This window comes from Hymenobacter sp. 102 (genome assembly GCF_049949205.1).
Classification (GTDB): Bacteria; Bacteroidota; Bacteroidia; order Cytophagales; family Hymenobacteraceae; genus Hymenobacter.
Genome location: NZ_CP188172.1, coordinates 3,568,860 through 3,590,007, shown reverse-complemented (window position 1 = coordinate 3,590,007; position 21,148 = coordinate 3,568,860). Strand labels below are relative to the sequence as shown.

At 57.1% G+C, this 21,148-nt stretch carries 20 protein-coding genes; 8 read left to right on the top strand and 12 right to left on the bottom strand.

Going from position 1 to position 21,148, the window contains the following annotated elements; all coding sequences use genetic code 11:
- Positions 1-139: 139 nt before the first annotated feature.
- Entirely contained in the window at positions 140-1,180 is a 1,041-nt protein-coding gene (locus tag ACN19L_RS15475; protein ID WP_426490376.1) for an NAD(P)-dependent alcohol dehydrogenase, read from the bottom strand.
- 154 nt (positions 1,181-1,334) lie between these two features.
- Here ACN19L_RS15475 and ACN19L_RS15470 point away from each other — a divergent pair, with 154 nt between their 5' ends.
- Positions 1,335-1,991 (top strand): cytochrome b/b6 domain-containing protein, encoded by a 657-nt coding sequence (locus ACN19L_RS15470; protein WP_426490375.1) that lies wholly within the window; start codon positions 1,335-1,337, stop codon positions 1,989-1,991.
- 66 nt (positions 1,992-2,057) lie between these two features.
- On the opposite strand, the gene ACN19L_RS15465 is transcribed toward ACN19L_RS15470, so the two are convergent.
- Positions 2,058-2,783: a DUF1990 domain-containing protein gene (locus ACN19L_RS15465; RefSeq protein WP_426490374.1), complete on the bottom strand. Its 726-nt coding sequence runs from the start codon at positions 2,781-2,783 to the stop codon at positions 2,058-2,060.
- Positions 2,776-3,345 (bottom strand): DUF1990 family protein, encoded by a 570-nt coding sequence (locus ACN19L_RS15460; protein ID WP_426490373.1) that lies wholly within the window; start codon positions 3,343-3,345, stop codon positions 2,776-2,778. Before ACN19L_RS15460 ends, ACN19L_RS15465 begins: the two co-directional genes overlap by 8 nt.
- Positions 3,346-3,455: 110 nt before the next feature.
- Here ACN19L_RS15460 and nfi point away from each other — a divergent pair, with 110 nt between their 5' ends.
- Positions 3,456-4,139 carry a deoxyribonuclease V gene (nfi, locus tag ACN19L_RS15455; protein WP_426490372.1) on the top strand — a complete coding sequence of 228 codons (684 nt, stop codon included), beginning with the start codon at positions 3,456-3,458 and terminating at the stop codon, positions 4,137-4,139.
- 133 nt (positions 4,140-4,272) lie between these two features.
- Here the strand turns inward: nfi and ACN19L_RS15450 are convergent, their stop codons facing one another.
- From ACN19L_RS15450 to ACN19L_RS15430, 5 genes are all read right to left on the bottom strand, one after another.
- Positions 4,273-4,725: a hypothetical protein gene (locus ACN19L_RS15450; RefSeq protein ID WP_426490371.1), complete on the bottom strand. Its 453-nt coding sequence runs from the start codon at positions 4,723-4,725 to the stop codon at positions 4,273-4,275.
- A gap of 39 nt (positions 4,726-4,764) precedes the next feature.
- Entirely contained in the window at positions 4,765-6,225 is a 1,461-nt protein-coding gene (locus ACN19L_RS15445) for a SusD/RagB family nutrient-binding outer membrane lipoprotein (protein ID WP_426490370.1), read from the bottom strand.
- Between the two features lie 20 nt (positions 6,226-6,245).
- A complete protein-coding gene (locus ACN19L_RS15440; protein ID WP_426490369.1) occupies positions 6,246-9,383 on the bottom strand; it encodes a SusC/RagA family TonB-linked outer membrane protein in 3,138 nt (1,045 codons plus the stop codon).
- Between the two features lie 313 nt (positions 9,384-9,696).
- Positions 9,697-10,161 carry a transposase gene (locus ACN19L_RS15435; protein WP_426490368.1) on the bottom strand — a complete coding sequence of 155 codons (465 nt, stop codon included), beginning with the start codon at positions 10,159-10,161 and terminating at the stop codon, positions 9,697-9,699.
- A gap of 582 nt (positions 10,162-10,743) precedes the next feature.
- On the bottom strand, positions 10,744-11,688 hold the full coding sequence (locus tag ACN19L_RS15430; RefSeq protein ID WP_426490367.1) for a glutamate--tRNA ligase family protein: 945 nt from the start codon (positions 11,686-11,688) through the stop codon (positions 10,744-10,746).
- A gap of 375 nt (positions 11,689-12,063) precedes the next feature.
- Between ACN19L_RS15430 and ACN19L_RS15425 the strand changes: the two genes are divergently transcribed.
- The 6 genes from ACN19L_RS15425 (at position 12,064) to ACN19L_RS15400 (ending at position 18,259) form a co-directional block, all read left to right on the top strand.
- Positions 12,064-12,777 (top strand): pirin family protein, encoded by a 714-nt coding sequence (locus tag ACN19L_RS15425; protein WP_426490366.1) that lies wholly within the window; start codon positions 12,064-12,066, stop codon positions 12,775-12,777.
- Positions 12,778-12,851: 74 nt separating this feature from the next.
- The gene (locus ACN19L_RS15420; protein ID WP_426490365.1) at positions 12,852-13,430 is read left to right on the top strand and encodes a nitroreductase family protein; all 579 of its coding nucleotides are present in this window, start codon (positions 12,852-12,854) and stop codon (positions 13,428-13,430) included.
- Positions 13,431-13,665: 235 nt separating this feature from the next.
- Positions 13,666-16,116, top strand: a complete 2,451-nt coding sequence (locus tag ACN19L_RS15415) for a prolyl oligopeptidase family serine peptidase (RefSeq protein WP_426490364.1) — start codon at positions 13,666-13,668, stop codon at positions 16,114-16,116.
- A gap of 185 nt (positions 16,117-16,301) precedes the next feature.
- Positions 16,302-16,595 (top strand): YMGG-like glycine zipper-containing protein, encoded by a 294-nt coding sequence (locus ACN19L_RS15410; RefSeq protein ID WP_426490363.1) that lies wholly within the window; start codon positions 16,302-16,304, stop codon positions 16,593-16,595.
- 100 nt (positions 16,596-16,695) lie between these two features.
- Positions 16,696-17,640 (top strand): D-2-hydroxyacid dehydrogenase, encoded by a 945-nt coding sequence (locus tag ACN19L_RS15405; protein ID WP_426490362.1) that lies wholly within the window; start codon positions 16,696-16,698, stop codon positions 17,638-17,640.
- Positions 17,641-17,692: 52 nt separating this feature from the next.
- Complete coding sequence (locus tag ACN19L_RS15400) at positions 17,693-18,259, top strand: hypothetical protein (protein ID WP_426490361.1); 567 nt, start codon at positions 17,693-17,695, stop codon at positions 18,257-18,259.
- 88 nt (positions 18,260-18,347) lie between these two features.
- Here ACN19L_RS15400 and ACN19L_RS15395 read toward each other — a convergent pair whose 3' ends face one another.
- The 4 genes from ACN19L_RS15395 to ACN19L_RS15380 all read right to left on the bottom strand — a co-directional run bounded on the left by ACN19L_RS15395 (position 18,348) and on the right by ACN19L_RS15380 (position 20,997).
- Positions 18,348-18,485 (bottom strand): hypothetical protein, encoded by a 138-nt coding sequence (locus ACN19L_RS15395; RefSeq protein ID WP_426490360.1) that lies wholly within the window; start codon positions 18,483-18,485, stop codon positions 18,348-18,350.
- Between the two features lie 69 nt (positions 18,486-18,554).
- The gene (locus ACN19L_RS15390) at positions 18,555-18,941 is read right to left on the bottom strand and encodes a DUF3037 domain-containing protein (RefSeq protein ID WP_426493595.1); all 387 of its coding nucleotides are present in this window, start codon (positions 18,939-18,941) and stop codon (positions 18,555-18,557) included.
- Positions 18,919-19,710, bottom strand: coding sequence for a HipA family kinase (locus tag ACN19L_RS15385; RefSeq protein ID WP_426490359.1), 792 nt, complete (start codon positions 19,708-19,710; stop codon positions 18,919-18,921). Before ACN19L_RS15385 ends, ACN19L_RS15390 begins: the two co-directional genes overlap by 23 nt.
- 120 nt (positions 19,711-19,830) lie before the next feature.
- Positions 19,831-20,997 carry an extracellular catalytic domain type 1 short-chain-length polyhydroxyalkanoate depolymerase gene (locus tag ACN19L_RS15380; RefSeq protein ID WP_426490358.1) on the bottom strand — a complete coding sequence of 389 codons (1,167 nt, stop codon included), beginning with the start codon at positions 20,995-20,997 and terminating at the stop codon, positions 19,831-19,833.
- Positions 20,998-21,148 lie beyond the last annotated feature (151 nt).

The window sequence follows — 21,148 nt, the reverse complement described above, 5'->3', positions numbered from 1 at the left end:
CCACCATGGCGCTGCTTGGGGTCATTATCATTAGGTGGTTTGCGGGAGGCCACAGCCGGGCCAGTGGACGGGCATAAAAAACAGCCGGCCCAACTGATTTATCAGTCGGGCCGGCTGGTTTATTGGAATGCGGAGCCGCTTACAACGTAGCCAGGTCCAGCACGAAGCGGTATTTCACGTCGGACTTGAGCATCCGCTCGTAGGCTTCGTTGATGTAGTCCATCCGGATTACTTCCACGTCGCTCATCACGTTGTGCTCGGCGCAGAAATCCAACATTTCCTGGGTTTCCTGAATGCCGCCAATGAGCGAGCCGGCAATGCGGCGGCGCTTGGCAATGAGGTTGAAGGCATGCAGCTGCGGCGCTTCCGGCGGTACCCCCAGCAGCACCATCGTGCCATCCAGGCGCAAGGTATTAATGTAGGGCGCCAGGTCCATCGGAGCCGATACGGTGTTAATGATCAGGTCGAAGTAGTTGCGGATGCCTTTCATGGCTTCGGCATCCTTGGTTACCACAAACTTGTGGGCCCCCAGGGCGCGGGCGTCTTCTTCCTTGGAAGGTGAAGTGCTGAGCACAGTTACCTCGCAGCCCATAGCCGCGGCAAACTTTACGGCCATGTGCCCCAGACCACCCAGGCCCATTACGGCTACCCGGTCGCCTGCCTTGGCGTTCCACTGCCGCAGCGGCGACCAAGTGGTGATACCGGCGCACAGCAGCGGAGCCACGCGGGCCAGATCCAGCTTTTCGGATACGTGCAGCACGAATTTCTCCGTCACCACAATGCTGTTGGAGTAGCCGCCGTAGGTAGGCTGCCCATCCTTACCGATGGCATTGTACGTGCCAGTGAAGCCATTGTCGCAATATTGCTCCAGGCCTTCGGCGCACTCGGCGCAGTGCTGGCAGGAGTCCACCATGCAGCCCACACCGGCCAGGTCGCCGGCTTTGAAGCCTTTTACATGGGCACCTACTTCGGTTACGCGGCCCACTATTTCGTGGCCGGGCACCATCGGGAAGATAGAACCGCCCCATTCGTCGCGCACCTGGTGCACATCGGAGTGGCACACGCCACAAAACAGAATTTCAATGCGCACATCATGGGGTCCTACTTCGCGGCGCTCAAAGGAGAAAGGCACGAGGGGAGCATGCGCCGCCGGGGCGGCGTAGCCTTGGGCTGCTGACATAAGAGTTAGTTGTAGAGAGAAGTGAAAATCGTAGAACGAACCCCTATAACCCGGGGCAGCCCCGCAATGTTTTGGGCTGGGGCCGGCTGGCGCACAAATCTGCGCATTACCGCTTACCTTACCTGCTCAACCTATATTCTCCCCTCTTTTTTCCATGGCAACTTCCAACTATTCCGCTTCCGCACCGGTACCCGCCGGGCCTAAACGCAACTCGCTGGGTTTGCGCATCTGGCACTGGGCCAGCTCCGGCCTGGTGCTGTTTCAGCTCCTGACTATTCTCTTCCTGTTTGTGGTGCTAAAAGTAAAGCAGCTGGCCCCCGAGTTCAGCAAAGTGCTGGCTGAAAAAGGTGTGGTCATGGCCCCCGACCAGCTACGGGGCCTCACGCGCATTGTAGCCCACCACATCTGGGACTGGCACATTTGGGCGGGCCTGCTGATTTCTCTGCTGCTGGCCTACCGCGTGCTGGTAAGCTTCCGGCAGCGGGGCAGCCAACGCACGGCGGCCAAAATAGCGCACTTGCAGACTCTGGCTTCCCAGGGTGATGCCGTGGCTAAAAAAGGCGTTCTGATCCGTTATTCGTACCGCATGTTTTATGTAGTGCTGGCCGTTATGGTGCTAACCGGGGTGATTCTGGTATTTGAGGACTATTTCCGCTCCATTGAGCACCTGAGCAAGGAAATCCACGAGGTATCCATGTACGCTGTTATTGCCTTTGTGGTGGCGCACATCTTCGGCGTGTTCCGGGCCGAGGTAACGGATGCGCCGGGCTTGGTATCGGGTATGATCAACGGAGGCGAACCGGCCGAGTAAGCGCCGCTTATCCTCCAGTACAGAAGCCAGCCGGCCCCGCAACCAAGGTTGCGGGGCCGGCTGGCTTCAACGATTCTGCTCCAGCTGCTCAGCCGCATCCTTGTGCGAGGAAGTCGCCCGCACCGGTGGTGCCTGCCCTGCGGCGGGACTAGCCCATCCTTTGCGCAGCATCTCCGCCACCTGCTCCCGCAGCCGCCGCACCGATTCGTTGGCAAACCGCTTCTGCAGCATCCGCCCGAAAAGTCTGAAGCCCAGCCAGTATAGCGGATTGCGGATGCGGCCCGTTTGTGAATAGGCATGAATATGAAACCACACCCGCCCGGTAGCCAACTGCTTATGCACCGTAAACTCAATCTGCCCGCGCTCGAAGTGGCCTTCCAGCGTGCGGTAGTTATAGCCCCACACCTGCTCCCGGCTGCCATCGGGCAGGGTGCGGGTTTCATCGGTTACGCCCCCAATGCGCACCCCAAACCAGAAGGTAAACAACAGGAACCGTCCCCGCAGCACCATCACCCGCTGGTCCAGCGGCTGGTCGGGCAGGAAGATACCGGTGATGAGGTCGGGCGGCGGAAACGTGTAGTTGCGCAGCACTTCCCGGGCTGCCGCCCAGGCTCCGTGCGGCTCGGCCGGCCCTGGTAATTCGGCTGGCAGTTCTGTTTCGTAATCATCCACCCGCCAGCCGGTGGCCGGCGTATAGTCAGCGGCTTTGTCGGGGTCGAAGTTGTAGCGGGCATGCGCGTACGCATTGAGGCGAGCTTTCTGCGCCTCGGACAGGGGCGGGTGGTCAGGCATCTTGACTTACGTGCGTATCAGTGGCCGTTTGTTTAATGGTTTCTACCTGCACGGGCAGCAACGGCAGCCCTCCACTACGCTCAACTACGCGCTGGCAGAATATTTCCCAGGTTTGCTGCTGCACACGGCGGCCAAACCCCAACGTATCGTAGGTAAAGGCCACCAGGCCGTCGCGGGAACGGGCCCGGGAGTGAATCTCAAACCGCACCGTATCGGGCAGTACCGCGTGGGGGCAGAGGCCGAACCAGATGCGGCCAGCTTCCGGATGGCTTTCCAGCGTGGCCAGTTCAAACCCTTCGTCCGTTACCCGCGTCACGCGCACATCACCGTTCCAGGGCCCCAGAATCTTAATCTTGAATTCGTCATCCAGGGCAAGGCAGTGCGCCGCGCCCTTGGTTTTCTGAAAGTCAGCCAGTAGTCCAGGTGCGTAGTCCGGCAAGTGACACTTGATATGGTCCAGCAATTCCGCTATTGTCAGGCGGGGCCGTTGCACATCTATCCAGTAACGCCGCTCGAAGAATGCGCCGCTACCTGTATGGGCTGGTTGCTCAGGTTTAGCCATGGAAAGAAGGCAGTAAGTTCAGCGTATCCTAACGGGCCGGCTCCCTGGCAGGTTCGGAACTTCCCGCCCGCAACTCCAGTACATGCAGGCTCACTCACTCCGTACTCCGCATGGCCTATTACCGTCCGCCCGGCCCCGCCCCCGATCCGCTCCTCGTCCGCGACCTGACCCGGCAGCAGGATGAGTTGCGTACCCAAATTCGGCTGGAGCCGCTTCCTCACCTGCCAAATTTCATTGCCGGCTGCGACTCCTCCTTCCCCACGCCCGAAACGGTACTGTCGGTTTTTGTGGTATTGCGGTTTCCTTCCCTGGAGTTGGTGGAGAAAGTTTTCCACGTTGGGCCGGTTACACTACCCTACATACCCGGTCTCCTGGCATTTCGGGAAGCGCCTAACCTGTTGCTCGCTTACGAAAAGCTTCGGCATAAGCCCGATGTGGTGATGGTAGACGGCCACGGTATCGCCCATCCCCGCCGGATGGGTATTGCCGCTCATCTGGGTGTAGAGCTGGATCTGCCCACTTTTGGCGTAGCCAAGCAGCGGCTCACCGGCACCTACACCGAGCCGGCACTCACCAAGGGCAGCAGTTCCCCGTTGCTGGATAAACAGGGTGAGCTGCTGGGCGAAGTCATCCGCAGCAAGGATAAAATCAATCCGCTGTTTGTAAGTCCCGGCCACCGCTGTGACCAAGCCACTGCCACCCAGCTCACTTTAGCCTGCCTGCGCGGCTATAAGCTCCCCGAGCCCACCCGCCTAGCCGATTACTGGGCCGAGCAGTTCAAAAAAGAGTTGTAGTAAGAGTAGCAAGTTGCAAGAAACAGAATAGGATTTTTCACCTATTACCCACGTGAATTGTCTACAAGCCAACAGCAAAAGGGCAGACCCAAGTTTGGGTCTGCCCTTTTGCTGTTGGCTTGTAGCGTATGCCTTACTGCACTACTACTAAAGTATAGAAACGACTTTCAGTACTACCGTCCCGCAGGATAGCATCCACTTTTAGGGTGAATGTATTAGCTGCCCGGCTGGAAGCAGGCGCAGAACCGGCACCTATAACTGCGCCATCACCCGAGTTACGCAAGTCATTTGCCGCTACCGATAAGGTTGCTGCACCATTGGAAACTGGCAGCGCGAATGCTTTGCTTTTAGTTGCGGTACCGACAACATAATTGCTCGTTATATTCACGGAAGCAGCTTGATCACCAACGCTGATTTTCAGCACAATTGGTTGATTTACTTTATAGTCAGCAGAAATTTTCTCGATGTTATCATCAAAAATGATGTTTGCCTTCGGCATAATCATATTGACGGGCTCATCTTTCTCGCAGCTCATGAGCGGTGTAGCCGCCAGCAGCCACATCGCTAATCGAAAAACTTTGTTCATATGAAGTGTTGAAAACGCACGTTATCAGAGGAAAGAAAACTAGGCTCCTGGATCCCAGAACACTTGGGGCTTAGTCAAATCACTGCTGCTACGGGCCGGTGTGTTAGGGTTAGTAACCCGCTCCAAGTCCGAGTAAGGCAGAATGCGAGGAATGGCGGGCAAAGTAGCTCCCACGGATGGAGTAATAGCTGGAAATTTTGTCCGACGCCAGTCACTCCATGGCTCCACGGCTACTCCGTAGTTCGCAATGAATTTCTCCTCAATGATTGTTCTCAATAGCCCTTTGGCCGCAATCTGAGCAGGCAATGTAGCTAAGTAAGTAGTTGCATTGGCCGCCGGAACGGATGCCATTGACAGGGAGGCTTGTACCCCGTCAGTTAGAAATTTTGTGGCTTGTGCAGTGTTACCCGTGCGCTGATAAAATTCGGCTAGAATCAAGTTTTGCTCCGCAAAGGTGAGCATCCGGATTGGCGCATCACCAGCGTAATCCTGTACCCCGGTTCCTGTACGAGCACCACGCAGGTAAGTGTGCATTCGCGAAAAGCTGGTTGACACTACTGTACCGGTACCATTTACTACACCTGTGTACTGTCCGGCCGGGAATTCTGTGAAATACGTTGCTCTTCTGGGGTCAGCTTTGCTATTCATCAGGTCAACTAGCGTAGCACTAGGGAAGAACTGATTTTGACGACGCGGTTCAAACTGGTCAATTGGGTTGGTCCGGTTAGAAAGCGCCTGGAATACCATCTGGAAGTTGTCCGCCGTGCTGGTCATAAGTGGAGCCCCAGAAGTCAGCAACGTGTTGATGTTGGTAGTAGCAGTAGCCGATATCTTCGGATAGTAGTGGATGTAAATCCGCAGCTTCAAGGCGTTAGCCAGCTTCTCCCACTTAAGCATATCCCCTCCGTACAGCAAGTCATCACTACCCGGTGTCAGAGTGGATTGCTTTTTGATATCATCGATTCCACTGTTGATCAGCGTAATCAGACCGGTATACACATCCTCCGACTTATCATACGCAGGCTGTAGCTGAGCTTCAAACTGCAGGGCTTGAGAGAAAGGAATATCCCCAAACGCATCCGTAGTAACGGTAAACAGAAAAGCCTGCATAATCTTCGCAATACCGGCGTACTTGGGACTGGTAGCCTGGGTTTGCTCAATCAGCTTCTTCATATCAGCTTGGGCATCCGCATAGATGCTGGTGCGCCACAGGTTATTCATGTCGGTTGCCGTGACGGTATACCGATCATAGTCAACTGTTTGCACCAGACCACCCTGCCCGGCAAATTGCTGAACGAAGATGGAACTGTACCGGTGTACATCGGAACCCATCAAAAAGCCCAGGTCCGATTCGGCCGCTACCAACAGGTTGTTGGTAGGAGGCGTCAGCACAGAGTTGGGGCTCTGGTTGATGTCGAGAAAGTCTTCGCAGGCTGTCAGGGAGAAAGTTCCCAGAGCAGCCGTGAACATCAAATATTTAGTAAAGTGCGGAATACGCATGAGTCAGTCCAGCAAGAAGATTAGAAAGTCAGTTTCACAGAGGCGCCGAAGGTACGAGCCTGAGGCAATGCATTGAATTCAAGACCCTGTGAGTTACTCTGTCCTTGGGCGTTTACTTCCGGGTCAATGTGCGGCACGTTAGGGGCATACAAGAATACGTTGCGAGCATTTACACCCAACTCTATGCCGCCGAACGGGGTCTTATCCAACATATTCTTTGCAACGTTGTAGGTCAATGCCAATTCGCGCAGGCGTAGCCACGAGGTATCAAACACAACGAACTCAGCCCGGCCAAAGCCATACAGATCATTGTAGTAGTCTTCTGCCGTTATCTGCACTCGGTTTGGTTGCCCATCAGCCGTTACGCCGTCATGAATGTACAGTCGATTGCGGTCCTGCGTTTCAATGGCCGCACCTTGACGGCGCAGGTCGCTCACGTTTCGTGAAATCAAATCACCACCGTAGCGTACATCCAGCACCGCACTCAATGACAGGCCTTTGAAGGTGAACGTATTGGTCATACCACCCGTCCAGTCAGGGTTGGGGTCACCGATAATTTGATTATCTGCAGCTAGGCGGGGGCGCCCATTGGCATCAAGCAGCAGTTTACCATTCAACCGTTCAAACACGCTGCCGAACAGTACGCCGTAGGGTTGCCCGGCAATCAGGCGCGTGCTGGGCGTTACGAAACCGCCAAGCGTAATCTGCGTTACTCCGGGAGCCAATTCCACCACCCGGTTACGGATACGGGTCCAGTTAATGGAGTTGCTGTAAGTGAAGCTACCGATTTTTACGGGGGTAGAATTCAACAGCACTTCAAAGCCTTTCGATTCCGATTTGCCAACATTCTGGAAAATATTGGTGAAGCCTGAAGCCCCGGCCACCGGTACTGCGAAGATAATATCCTCACTTTTCTGGCTAAAGTAGGTTGCTTCCAACCCGATACGCCCCCCGAAAAGGTTCAGATCCACCCCACCTTCATATGTAGTAGTGAATTCTGGTCCCAGATTGGGGTTACCACCTGTGTTATTTAGGGACTGTCCTAACTGCCCGCGGAAGGGATACGTGATGTTGGGCCCAAAGCCGTCAGCAGGAATGTTGGTAGAGGAGTAATATGTATCCGTGCTATACTCAGGAGCTTCACGGCCTACTTTCGCTACGGCACCCCGAATTTTACCGCTGGTCAGGACGCGGTTGTCCTTGAGGCTGCTGATGGCATCTGTGAAGACGAAGCTAGCAGAGGCACCGGGATAGAAGTAACGGCGCTGTTTGGGCCCGAAGGTAGAAGACCAGTCACTGCGGCCCGTAAGGCCTAAAAACAGGTAGTTGCGGAAATCCAGTTGCAAATCACCGTATACCCCGAATAGACGACGCTCTGAACGAGTGGCGAAGGGATTATAGGTAAGTGTGTTGGTAATATTATCGAATCCCCGAACCTGAATATCACTACCCACGACGCCAACATCCGTTGCACGGCGCTGGTTGATTTCATTACCTAAGAGTAGGCGGGCACCAAAATCCTCATTGAAGTTGTGCTTTAGAGTAAGGTTCAGATAGGAGCTTATCTCACGGCGGGTATAAGTCTCATCCTGAATATTACCTACAAGCGTCGGAGTGCCTCCAATGAATGTTCCCCGGCCATCACGTGGGTTTACATACTTAATAATCTGGGAGTAGGTATCCGTACCCAACTTGTAATCCAATGACAGCCAGTTGGTGAAGTCATAGCCCAAATTCACGTTACCTACGATGCGATTAATTTCATCGTTATAACGGTTGTACTTGATTGACCACAGCGGGTTATCGTCGGTGCTGTACCAAGAGTTAGCCGTAGTCAGTTGGCTGGCCGCCGTGCTTGTGGGCGACTGCTGACCACCATTTGTCGTCTCAAAAGGATAGCGTTTCACATCGTAGCTCCGCGGTAGGAACCACGTCCTGAAGAACGGGTTGGCTAACGTATTGCCCTGAGCTGTCCGCTTCGAAGTGCTATTCGTGAATACCATGCTAACGCCGGTACGCAGCTTCTCCGTCAGGTTGGCTGAACCATTGAATGTAACGGTATTACGCTTTAGATCGTTGTTATCCAGAATACCTACCTCATGCAGGTTACCATAGGACGCAAAGTAACGAGTCCGGTCCGTTGCTCCCGACAACGAAACGTTGTTTTGGAAGTTAGACCCCGTTTTGAAGATATCCTTTACGTTATCAGGGTTGATAGTAAAGGCTTCCTGCTCGCCCCGAAAGTTAGTGATAGTTTGGCCTTCTGCTCTCGGTCCCCAGGATCCTTGCGACAGCAGGTTGAGTTGTCCACGATTACCCTGCCCATATACATTCTGATAATCAGGCAGACGGCCAGGTTTCACAATGTTATAGTTGGAGAACAACGTAACGCTCTGCTTTTTAGACCCGAGACGAGCACCCCGCTTGGTTGTAATCAGCACAGCTCCCGAAGCAGCTCGGGAACCGTACAATACGGCAGCAGCAGGTCCTTTCAGAATAGAAATCGTTTCAATATCATCCTGATTAATATCGATGGCGCGGTTAGAGTTGGATACCCCCGCTTGCAACGCATTGCCACCGCCGCCGTTGTCAATTGGAATACCATCAACTACAAACAGGGGCTGGTTACTGCCCGTAAATGTGGTTAGACCACGGATAAAGATGTTAGATGAGGATCCAACCATCCCGTTAGATGCTTGAATCCGAACACCAGCTACTTTACCAGCTAAAGAGTTTACTACGTTGGTGGAACGAGCCTGTACCAACTCTTCCGTTTTCACCTCGGAGACAGAGAAACCCAGAGACTTTTTCTCCTGCTCCCGGCCAAGTGCAGTTACAACTACCTCACCTAGTTGTTTACTGTCAGAAGCGAGGCCAACGTTAATTTGAGTGTCTTGGCCGATTGCTCTTTCTACGCTTACATACCCGATGGAGCTGAATATCAGAGCTGATGCGGTAGTGGGAACAGATATTGTGAACGTCCCGTCGCTATTGGTAGAAGCACCAATCGAGGTTCCTTTTACCAGTACTGTAACGCCGGGTAGGCCCTCGCCTTTGGCCCGGTCTGTTACTCTGCCCGAAATCTCACGGGTCTGAGCATTTGCATACTGTACAAACAGAGGCGTTAGTAACAGCGCACTGAGTAGTTTTTTCCGCATGTAGGGGATGAAGTATTTACGAAAACTATGGACCAGCTCAAAATTATATAATACCAACACATTTACAATTATTTCTCATAAATTTTGATAATTTAATGTCTTTTTAACTAATAACTTAAAATATAATCATAACATATATACTCCTTATCAATTGGAAGCTATAGAGGATTCAAGAACGTTGTACATAATAGCCGCAGTAGTTGAACCAAGCTTTGGCGACTTGGATAGTAACGTCGAATGCTTCGCGGGTGCGGGTCTGGACTTGGCAGAATTTGGTTTTGATCTTGCTCCAAGCTTGCTCAACGGGGGAGAATTAGGGCGAGTAGGGCGGCAGAAACAGCATCTCCACGCCGCTCCGCACTAGTTCTTGCTGCAGCCCACTCAGCTTGTGCACCGGCAGATTATCGAGCACCAGCACATCCCCGCGGCGCAACTGCGGGCCGAGTACCCGGCCGACGTAGAAAGCAAAGCTGCGCCTGTTCAGCGCCCCGCCCAGTACCTGCACGGCGGTCAGCCCGCCTGCGCCCAGTACCCCAATCAACGTCAGGCTCTTACCGCGCTTGAGCCGCACAGCCCCGGCCGCGCGCCGGCCGCCCACGGCCCGTGCGTAGCGCCGGCAGTAGTCTAGGTGCACGCCCGTTTCGTCCAGAAAGTAACACCGATGCACATCTGTGCACTGGGCCACGGCTTCCACGTGCTGCCGGCGCGAGGCCCGTACCCTTTCCGTGTCACGCTCGCTGGCGTGCAGGCTTTTTTTTGCGGCGCAGCCCCTGCTCATCCAGCACCCGCCAGACCGAGCCGATGCTTATGCGCTGCCCGGTCTGGGCTAACAGCACGTCACGCAACTCAGCCAGCGTCACGCCCGCCCGCCGCCCGACCTCAGCGACCAGCCACGCCTGGGCGGCCGCGTCTAGGCAGCGCGGCGGGCCGCCCCAGCCCGGTAGGGCCGCCACCGACCCCGTTTGTCGCTGCAACAGCTTGCCCACAAAGGCCACGCTCACGCAGAAGCGGGCCGCCACCTATGCCTGTCGCGCACCGGGCTCGGCACACGCCTGCGCAACGCGCTGGCGCAAATCCTGAGAATACGCTTGCATACACCCGCTTACGGACGCCCTGCGTTAATAGCTACACCGTTCTCGAATCTGCTACATATACTGTTCGGGTCGTTCCATACGAGATGATGTTTTCCTCTAGACCACATCATCCTCTCCACCGTGCACTCTTCTACTTTGTGTTCCAGCACTGGCTCACGAGTAGTGCCTCTCCTTCTTAGCTAGCTGCTCAACCTTCTACTTTAAGCATACCCAAGTAATTCAATGGCTGCAGAATGCGGCACAAATAAGATCAGCATAGACCTTAATCAATTATTTACATTTGATATACAGTACTTTGATTTGGCTTCAAACAGGCTGGCTCGTAACCTAGTTAACGAAGTGCTGTGGCTTAACGGCAGACCCAACAACGCTGCCAATGCCTGATATACCACCCGGGGTGAGGCGGCCTCTTCCATAATTCCCCGCTGGTTCCCGGCTTGGGTCGATTTGGAGAGTTTGCTACCCTGAGTATCCAGCAGCAGCCCATGGTGCAGAAACTGCGTGGCCGCGAAGGTTGCCTGCCCTGGCAGATATGGCGCCAGCCATAACTGCGCGGCGGTGCTAGGCAGCAAATCCTGGCCGCGTATAATGAGCGTCACTCCCAGCCGTACGTCATCCAGAATAGAGGCCACCTGGTACGCGGGAGTCCCATCCTTTTTCCGGACTACAAAATCGCCTAACTCCGCCTGTGGGTGCCGGTGTACGGGCCCCAGAGCCAAATCGGAGAAGGATATTGTTGTCGGATGTGGAACCCGTACGCGCCAGGCCACGTGCGGCTCGGTCAGCGACACCTGGCTTTCCCGGCAGATACCGGGGTATCGCCCGTCAGCTGCTACCTGCCGGGCAAGTTCGGTACGGGAGCAGCGGCAGGCGTAAAACAACCCAGGATAAGCAGTGAGGGCGGCCTGCAGTACGGCTGCATACTCGGGCAGGCGCTGCTGCTGGGAAAACTGCTGCTCAAAATCGGTGGGGCCGGTGGGGCCGTAGTCATAGTCGAGGCCCAGCCACTCTAGTGTACGGAAGATATTATCCAGGTAAGCAGGTCGGAACCGAGCACGGTCTAAATCATCAATGCGCAAGTGTAGCACGCCCCTGGCCTGCCGCGTGAGCAGCCAGGTGAGGGTAAAATTGACGGCATTACCCAAGTGCAGGTAGCCACTTGGAGTAGGAGCCAGCCGGGAAACAACGGGAGCAGTGGGCAGCAAAAACATAGTGAATAGCCGGAAGAAGCGTAGCACTTGGGAACTTCCAAAGGTCAGCAACTAAACGTATAGCTTCCGTTTTACAGCCCGTATATATGGTGAAAGATGCTTAGGCAAGCCCGCTATTTCGCCTTACGCATCATCCTCCAGCCGATACTTGCTGGTGAGAAGTTTGACGTGAGTTGTTTGTCACCTGTTTCAGCTGTATCCTTCGCAACGCTTCTCATGAACCCCTGACTAATAACACGATATATTTATTTTTTATCCAGCGTATTCAGCCCTACCAGCCGCATGTGGCACCAAAAACAGAAAAGTATATGAACTACATTGCCATCAATTGATGTATGTACATATATTTGCATTCTTACTTACTCACTAAACCTCATGCAGACCATTTTAGATAAAGCCGCAACCCGGGGCCACGCCAATCATGGCTGGCTTAACTCGTACCACACCTTCAGCTTTGCGGGCTACCAGAACCCGGCGCGGGTGCATTTCGGGGCGCTGCGGGTACTCAATGATGATACCGTAGCCGGTGGCATGGGCTTCGGCACCCACCCGCACGATAACATGGAAATCATCAGCATTCCGCTCAATGGCACGCTGGAGCACAAGGACAGCGCCGGCAACCATGGCATTATCCGCAGTGGCGACGTGCAGGTGATGAGCGCGGGTACTGGCATTGCCCACAGCGAGAAGAACCATAGCAGTTCCGAGCCAGTGCAGTTTCTGCAGATCTGGGTGTTCCCAAACAAGCGCAATGTTACCCCGCGCTACGACCAGCAGAGCTTCCGCGCCGAAGACCGCCGCAACAAGTTTCAGCAGGTGTTGTCCCCGAATCCGGATGATGCCGGGGTATGGATTCATCAGGATGCCTGGTTTCATCTGGCAGACTTAGATGCCGGCTTCACCACCGATTACCAACTCAAAAAGTCGGGGAATGGGGTGTACGTTTTCGTGCTCGAAGGCGAGGCTGCCGTGGCGGGCCACCAGCTTAGCCGCCGCGACGGGCTCGGCATCTGGGACACCAACACCCTGCAGATACAGGCCGCTACGGCTACCCGCTTGCTGTTAATGGAAGTGCCGATGGCTCTGTAGCCACCCGCTGCTACTTTCTTCCTTCCCTTCTGCATTCGCCAATACCAGGTAACTTCAGCTGCCATTCCCTTCTTATGAAACCTGCCAACACTACATTTCCGGTACAGGAAGCAATTCGTCAGCGCTGGAGTCCGCGGGCCTTTGCCAGTTACCCGGTAGCCCCCGAAACCCTGCAGCAGCTCTTCGAGGCTGCTGCCTGGGCCCCCAGTGCCATGAACGCGCAGCCGTGGCGCTATATCTATGCCCACCACGCCGACACTGAGGCCTTCCAGCAGTTGACCGAGTGCCTGTTGCCCGGCAATCAGCCCTGGGCCCGCCACGCGCCCGTACTGATTCTGGCTCTGGCCCAGACCCAATACGACAACGGCACCCCCAACGGTGCTGCTCTGCACGACCTGGGGCTGGCAAACGGCAATCTGATTCTGGAAGCTACTGCCCTCGGTCTCCATGGCCATTTCATGGGCGGCTTTGACCGGGATAAGGTTAAGCATACTTTTCAGCTACCGGATACTCTGGAGCCGGTGGTTATACTGGCCTTGGGTTACATTGGCAACGCGGAGCAGCTGGAAGAGCCCTTCCTTAGCCGGGAAAAAGCGCCCCGTCAGCGCAAAGCGGTGGCCGAAATTGCCTTTCACCGACAACTACCTGCCTAAGCAGCTACGGTCCGGCGGCGGCAACAGCCCGACAACACGAAAAGTTACGCGGGCCGGCGTACTTGGTACTATCCGCAGAAAAGCCTCGCCAATGTGGTGAGGCTTTTCTGCTGGGTACGAACAGGCAAAACACAACAGTACGGTGCACCAGATGAACAAGTTACAACTGGCAGTAGCGAATTTGCCGGATTGTACCGTCCTTTGTAGATACTAATCAGTTGCTTACCATTTTTGTATGAAATTACTTCGACTCACGCTGGCTTTGTGCGTGGCTACCGTTGGGTTGGCCGAAGCGCAGGATCTTCCCTACCAAACGCCGCCGCGGGCCATTGCAACCTTAGTGGACGCTCCCCTGACGCCGCGCGTCAGCTTCGCGTCCAATGGCCAATGGATGTTGCTGATGGATGTGCGGGATATGCCTTCCATTGCCGAACTCAGCCAGCCGGAAATGCGCTTGGCCGGGCTGCGTATAAACCCGCGCACCAACGGGGCCAGCCGCGTGAGCTACTCCTCGTCGCTGCGGCTGCAGCGTTTGCCGGAAGGTAAGGAACTGCTGGTACAGGGCCTCCCGGCCAACGCCCGCATCAGCGACGTGCAATGGTCACCGGATAATACCAGAATTGCATTCACGCACACCACAGCCAGCCACGTTGAGTTGTGGCTGGTGGATGTGGCTTCGGCCACGGCCAAGCTGGTACCCAACCTGTTTCTGAACGGCGTGCTGGGTACTCCCTACGAATGGGTATCGGACAGCAAAACCATTATTGCCCGGGCCGTGGTGGGTGGCCGGGGTGAAGCTCCCAATCCCATGGCCCCGCCCACAGGGCCAACCATTCAGCAGAATGTGGGCCGCACCACCGCGGCGCGCACCTACCAGGATTTGCTGAAAAACCCGGTTGACGAGCGGTTATTCGATTATTACGGCCTTACCCAAGTAGTGAAAGTAGGGCTGGACGGCCGCATGGCCCCACTGGGCCAGCCGGGCGTTATTGAGCAGGCCTCGCCTTCCCCAAGCGGCAAATACGTGCTGGTTGGCACCCGTCACCGGCCGTATTCCTACACGCTGCCCATCAACAGCTTCCCGCTACGCCTCGACGTGCTGAATATGGAAGGGCTGGTAGTGAAGGAAGTTGCCAACCTTCCACTGGCTGACAATGTGCCTACCAGCTTCGACGGGGTACCGACCGGCCCCCGGAATGTGGGCTGGCGCGAAGATGCCCCCAATACTTTGTTCTGGGTAGAAGCCCAGGATGGCGGCAACCCCAAAACCGAAGCCCCGGTGCGCGACAAGCTCTACGCCCTCGGCGCCCCCTTCGACGGGCAGCCCCAGGAACTGGCCTCGCTGCCCCTGCGCTTCAGCCGCATCTACTGGAGCGGCTCCGATAAGCTGGCGCTGGTGGAAGGCTACCGCTGGGCCGACCGGAAAGAAGCCCTCTGGACCCTGGATCTGGCCACCAAAACCTCACTGACGCCACTGTTTGAGCGTTCCTCGCAGGATACGTACACTGACCCCGGTACGCCTTTCCTGCGCCGCAACGAACTGGGCCGGCGGGTGCTGGCCACGGATGCCAACGCCGATATGGTGTACTTCATCGGGGGTGGAGCCTCGGCGGAAGGCGACCGGCCTTTTGTGGATGAAATGAACGTGCGCACCAAGAAAAGCGCGCGGTGGTGGCGCTCGGAAGCCCCGTACTACGAGGTTCCCGTTACCATTCTGGATGCCAACAAGCACGTGTTCGTAACGCGCCGCGAGTCGCAGACGGAAGCGCCCAACTACTTCCTGCGCGACGCCCCCAACCCCAAGCCGGTTCAACTCACCAAATTCCCGAACCCCTACGCCACGCTGGGCAACCTGCAGAAGCAGGTGCTCAAGTACAAGCGGGCCGACGGCGTGGACCTGACGGCCAACCTGTACCTGCCGCCCAACTACAAGAAAGAGGATGGTCCGCTGCCCACGCTGATGGAGGCGTACCCCGTTGAGTTCAAAGACAAGAAGGACGCCGGGCAGGTGAAAGGCTCGCCGTACACGTTCACCCGGTTTAGCTGGGGCTCACCCGTATTCTGGGTAACGCAGGGGTACGCGGTGCTCCAGGGTACCAGTATTCCAATTGTGGGCGAGGGCACCAGCGAGCCTAACGATACCTATGTGGAACAACTGACGGCCTCTGCCAAAGCAGCCATTGATGAGGGCAAGCGCCTGGGTGTGGTTGATGCCAACCGGGTGGCGGTTATGGGCCACAGCTACGGTGCCTTTATGACGGCGAACCTGCTGGCACACAGCAACCTTTTCAAGGCTGGCATTGCCCGCAGCGGTGCTTATAACCGCACGCTCACGCCGTTCGGGTTCCAGGGCGAGGAGCGTACCTACTGGCAGGCGCCACAGGTATACAACACCATGTCGCCGTTCAATTACGCCGACAAAATCAAGACTCCTCTGCTGCTGATCCATGGAGAAGCCGATAATAACTCCGGGACTTTCCCCATCCAGAGTGAGCGGTTTTACAATGCCCTCAAGGGCAACGGGGCCACGGTGCGCTACGTGGTGTTGCCAGCCGAGGCCCACGGCTACACTGCCCACGAATCCATCATGCACATGCTATGGGAAATGAACTCCTGGCTGGATACGTACGTGAAGAAGTCGGGTACCGCCGCACCTGTCTCCGATACCAAAGCGGACGCACGCTAAGTCGCGGAAAATTTCTGATGAACCCGAAACCCCGGTTGCTACTTGGCAGCCGGGGTTTATTCATACCCTAATTTCTGTACCTGGCAATACCTGCACGTATAAAATTATGGCACATTGCGAACCTCAACCACAGCCATCCGTTAAATCCACCATACACTCCCATATGGGTTTAACTGCTTCTGATTATGAAAACCATCAAAATATTTGCAGCCGCGCTTTCGGCTCTGTTTGTACTGGAAAGCACTGCTATTGTAGCTGACGCCGATGCGCAGACCCGGCCCAGAAAAAGCTGGAGCAAAAAAGCAAAAGGTGCGGCCATCGGCGGTGGTGCCGGCGCTGTAACCGGAGCCGTGGTAGGCGGTGGTAAAGGAGCCGTAATAGGTACTGTAGCCGGAGCCGCAGCCGGCGGCATTATTGGCCGTAAAAAAGACAAGAAAAAAGACCCTGTACGGTACGAGCAGTATTCGCGCAAGGACTAATCTCCTCCGGCAAGCAGCCTGAAAAAAGCCCCGAACCAACCGGTACGGGGCTTTTTGCTGTATAAGGGTCAGCCCGTTACCTACCTCCTATGCCACTCCTATGAGTTACATGCATCTGTTCGTGCACACCCCACTCCGGCCCGAAGCCCGGGCCCAGTTGCTGCTGCACCTGCCGGCTACCATACGGGCTACTTTCCGGACGGATATACCGCCCGAGCAGCAGCGTGAGCAGCTGCTGACGGCCCACTTCCTGCTGGGCAACCCGCCCCTTGAATGGCTGCAGCCCACGCTTCCTGGCAGGCTACAGTTCTGGCAGATTGACTCAGCGGGCATCGACCGGTACCAGCAGTTACAGCCGGGTTTTCCGGTAGCCAATATGGGTGACTTCTTCGCCTGGGCCTGCGCCGAGACAATGGTGGCAGGACTGCTGGGGCTGCTGCGCTACATTCCGGAACTGGCCGTGTGGCAACAGCAGCGCCACTGGGAGGGCGCGGCCGTGCGGCCCCGGCTGGGGCTGCTGCGCGGGCAGCGGGTTATCATTCTCGGCAGCGGAGCCATTGGACAGGCCGTGGCTGAGCAGCTTCGGGGGTTCGGGTGCAGCGTACAGTTTTTGGCTCGCACCGACCCTAGCGCCCACATACACACCCGTGCGGAGTTACTGGCAGCCCTCCCGGCTACTGATATTGTGGTGAATTGCCTACCCGGCAGTGCCAAGAAATTCTTTTCCCGGGAACTGATTGACGCCCTGCCGGCTCACGCATTATACGCCAACGTAGGCCGTGGTACCACCACCGATGAGCTTGCCCTCATTGCTGCCCTGCAGGCCGGGCGTCTCGGGGGAGCAGTTCTCGATGTAACGGCCCAGGAACCCTTACCAGCCGATAGTCCTATCTGGAAGCTGCCGCGGGTACTACTCACCCAGCATAGCGGGGGCGGGCGCCCAGCCGAGGACGAAGGCAAAGTGGAACTGTTCCTGCGCAATCTGCAGCATGTGCTACGCGCAGAGCCGGTGGAAAACCCGGTACAGCTGCAACGGGGGTACTAACAACTTTGCGCGGCCAATTCAAGTAACAGACTCATCCCCTTCTACTCCCTTTATGATGGCAGCACTTCCAACCTTCCGGGCCGATACGGAGGGCGCTTTATGGCAGCAGATAGCGGACCATATGGCGCGGCAGCAAGATTTGTACGAATACCGCGCCGACCTGTACCAGCAGGATTTTCATGTTCGGCTGGAGTTGGATATTGATTTGGGGGGCGGATTTGAAGGCGGGTATGAATTGACAACCCTGATGGCCTCCGTTCCTGTACCCACAGCCTTTCATTTTGCCCTGCACGAACAAGACTGGGTGCATGAAATAGGCAAACTGTTGGGGCTGCAGGATATAGAGCTGGGCGACCCAGAACTGGATGAAGCATTCATTATCACCACCAACCAGCCCGACACGCTTCGGCAGCTATTAGCCTACGCGGAGGTGCGCAATACGCTGCTGCATTACCCCAATGCCCGCCTGACGCTGGCACCCTCTTCACATAAGGACTCCTCCCCCGTGCAGCTGACCTTCACTGAGGAACGGGCCATTACCGAGCCGGAACGCCTCCAGGAAATCTATCATTTGCTGTTTACCGTGACCCAGCAGCTACTAGCTCTGCCCACAGCTTGATGCCTGACTATTGCCTGTACGCCTGGGGCCGGCAACGCACACGAGTGATTTGCCGGCCCCAGGCGTATGGGCAATAGTGGGTTGACTGCTACCCCGGAATTACGCCCAGCAGATGCAGCACCCAGCCAAACAGGTACACGGCCGGAATGGACAGGGCATACATCCACCACGGTAAGCGGTTGAGATGTAGTCCGCGCTGAACGGGCCAGTTGTTGTGCAATTCCATAATCTACCTGGTTTAGTGAGAGTTGACTATTGGAATATAGCCAAATTTTCGCATAAAGCAAGCTCATTATCAAGCTACTAACTGCTCATAGAGGCGGTCCAGCGTAGCCGCGGCATCTTCGCACAGGCCGGGGTGCACCGCCGACGTTTGCACCATGGTGCTGCGCATGGCCGTGAGCCACCGAAACCGGGAGGCCACGGCCAGCTGCCCGATAGGCCCACCTTCGCGCCGGCCCTGACAGATGCGCTCAAACGCCCGTAGCCGGGCCCGCAGGTCGTCGAGGTCGAGGCCGGAGCCGGCAAAGGCCTCCAGACGGGCTTCGGGCAGGTGGCAGCGGGTTTGCAGAAACCCCTGGGCCGAGCAGTACAGAATCACGCCCACATTCAAAAACTCTTCACGCTCTACGCGGGGCACCACGCGCAGCACGGCATACTCAAACAAGTGCATTGCGGGCAGATTGGGCTTCCTGAACAAATGAGGGAGAGACGGCCAGCCGGGCCGTCAGAAACGCCACGTACTGGGCCCGCTGCTCGGCGGGGCTCAGGTCGGGCTCCTGCAGCCACTCGTCGGGCACCAGGGCCACAATGGCCGTGAAGGCTTCGGCCGACAGACGGGCATGGGCCTCGGCATCCACGGCCGCCAGCTCGGTGGCAAGGGGCAACAGCACGTGGTCTTTGAGCTGCGGAAACGGGCGGGTGGCCTTGGCGGCCCAGCCCGGGCCGCTGTGGTGCACGTACAGCGCCGCCCCGTGGTCGATGAGCCACAGCTCCCGGTGCCACATCAGCATATTGGTATTGCGGGCAGTGCGGTCTACGTTTAGCGTGAGGCTATCCAGCCACACCACCAGCGAGGCCAGCCGGGGATCCACGTCGTTGATGATGGGGTCGAAGGTGACGGCACCGGCCAGGAAGTGCAGGGCCAGGTTGAGACCGGTGCTGAAGCGCAGCAGGTCCTGAATTTCCTCGTCGGGCTCGGTGCGGCCAAAGGCTTCATCGAGGGTGATGAACACCAGCTCGGGCACGCGCAGGCCCAGCAGCCGGGCAATTTCGCCCACAATCAGCTCGGCAATCAGCGCCTTAGGGCCCTGGCCCGCCCCCCGAAATTTCACCACGTACATAAAGCCATCATCGGCCTCCACCAGGGCCGGCAGGGAGCCACCTTCCCGCAGCGGAATAATGTAGCGCGTTACGGCAACGGTGCGCAGCGATAAAACAGGAGCCGACATAGGCAAACAAGGAAAAACAAGCGGGAACAAAGGACGGACAAATTTGCGGGTTTACCGGCGCACAGGTATGCACCCTGCGGCCGGAACCCCCATAATAACCCGGTTCAATGACGATTCAGGCTACTCGGCTACTTTCAGCAGGCGGCGGTAGAGGTGCTGGCCGGCTACCTCCACCCGCACCCAGTAGATACCGGCGGGCCAGCTTTCGGCGGCCAGCTGCAGGCTGCCATCGGCGGCGCGCCGCACCGGGGTGGCTACCACGCGCCCCACGGCATCAGTTACCTGCACCTGAGCGGGCTGCAGCCCGCCGGCTCCGAAGCGCAGCGTTACCGGGCCGCGGGCGGGGTTGGGAGCTACCGTCAGCTGCTGCTTCAGGGCCTCGCGGGCCGTTGTTACCAGCCCCGAAAGCCGGTAGGGCCGCAGAAACCGCCAGATTTCCCGGCTGGCGCTGATGTCGCGGTTAGTAACGCCGATGTTGACCGGCGCCCCCGGCCAAGTGTGGCCGCCCCCGATGATGCGCAAATGCTCCACCACGCTGCCGTTGCGGCCCCCGGTGTACAGCTGCCGCTCCACAGTGCTGCCGTCGGTGGGGTTGATATCGGGCAGTTGGGTGATGATAGGCGTGGGGTTGCAGCCGTTGCGCTGTACCCAGCTACTGAGCACCGTGGGAATGGGCTGAAACAGAATGTTGCCGTTGTAAGGCACGGTCCCGTCGGCGGTGCCGTGGATTTCGAGGATGGGCACCGGGCGCGTGGGAGCACACGCGGCCTGCCGGCTGGCCACCATGCTGCCCGTAACGGAGGCAATGGCAGCAATACGGCCGCTCAGCTGGCAGGCCAGCTCGTAACTCATGAAGCCGCCGTTGCTCATGCCGGTGCTGTACACCCGGCCGGGCTCCACGCGGTAGCGCGCACTCACCGAGTCGAGCAGCGCCGTCAGGAAGGCCACGTCGTCGGGGCCGCCGCTGTTGGGGGCCGTAAACGTGTTCCAGTACCGGTTGCCGGCCGCGTCGACGGTGCCGTTAGGGTGCAGCACCAGAAAGTTGGCCGTATCGGCAATGGCCCGGAAGTCGCCGTACTGCTCCTGCTCCACGTTGTTGGAACCGTAGCCGTGCAGGTTCAGCAGCAGCGGCACGGGCCGGGAGCCGGTGTAGGCGCGGGGCACGTAGAGGCGATAGTCGCGCACGGTACCGCCGAAGCGGATGGAGCCCGTTATGGTAGTCTGGGCCCGGAGCAGGGCCGGCGTCAGGGCCAGAGTTAGCAGAGAAAGCAGGCGTTTGCGTAGCATAGCGGAGCGAAAGAGGGGGCAAGTACGGTAGCCGCGGCCGGTTGTGGGCACGGCGGTGCTGATCTGGTAAGACGATAAATGCCCACGGATGTTTACTTTTTGCCGCCAACCGCCACGGCCCGCCCACAACCTCCGCCCGAATCGGCAGTAC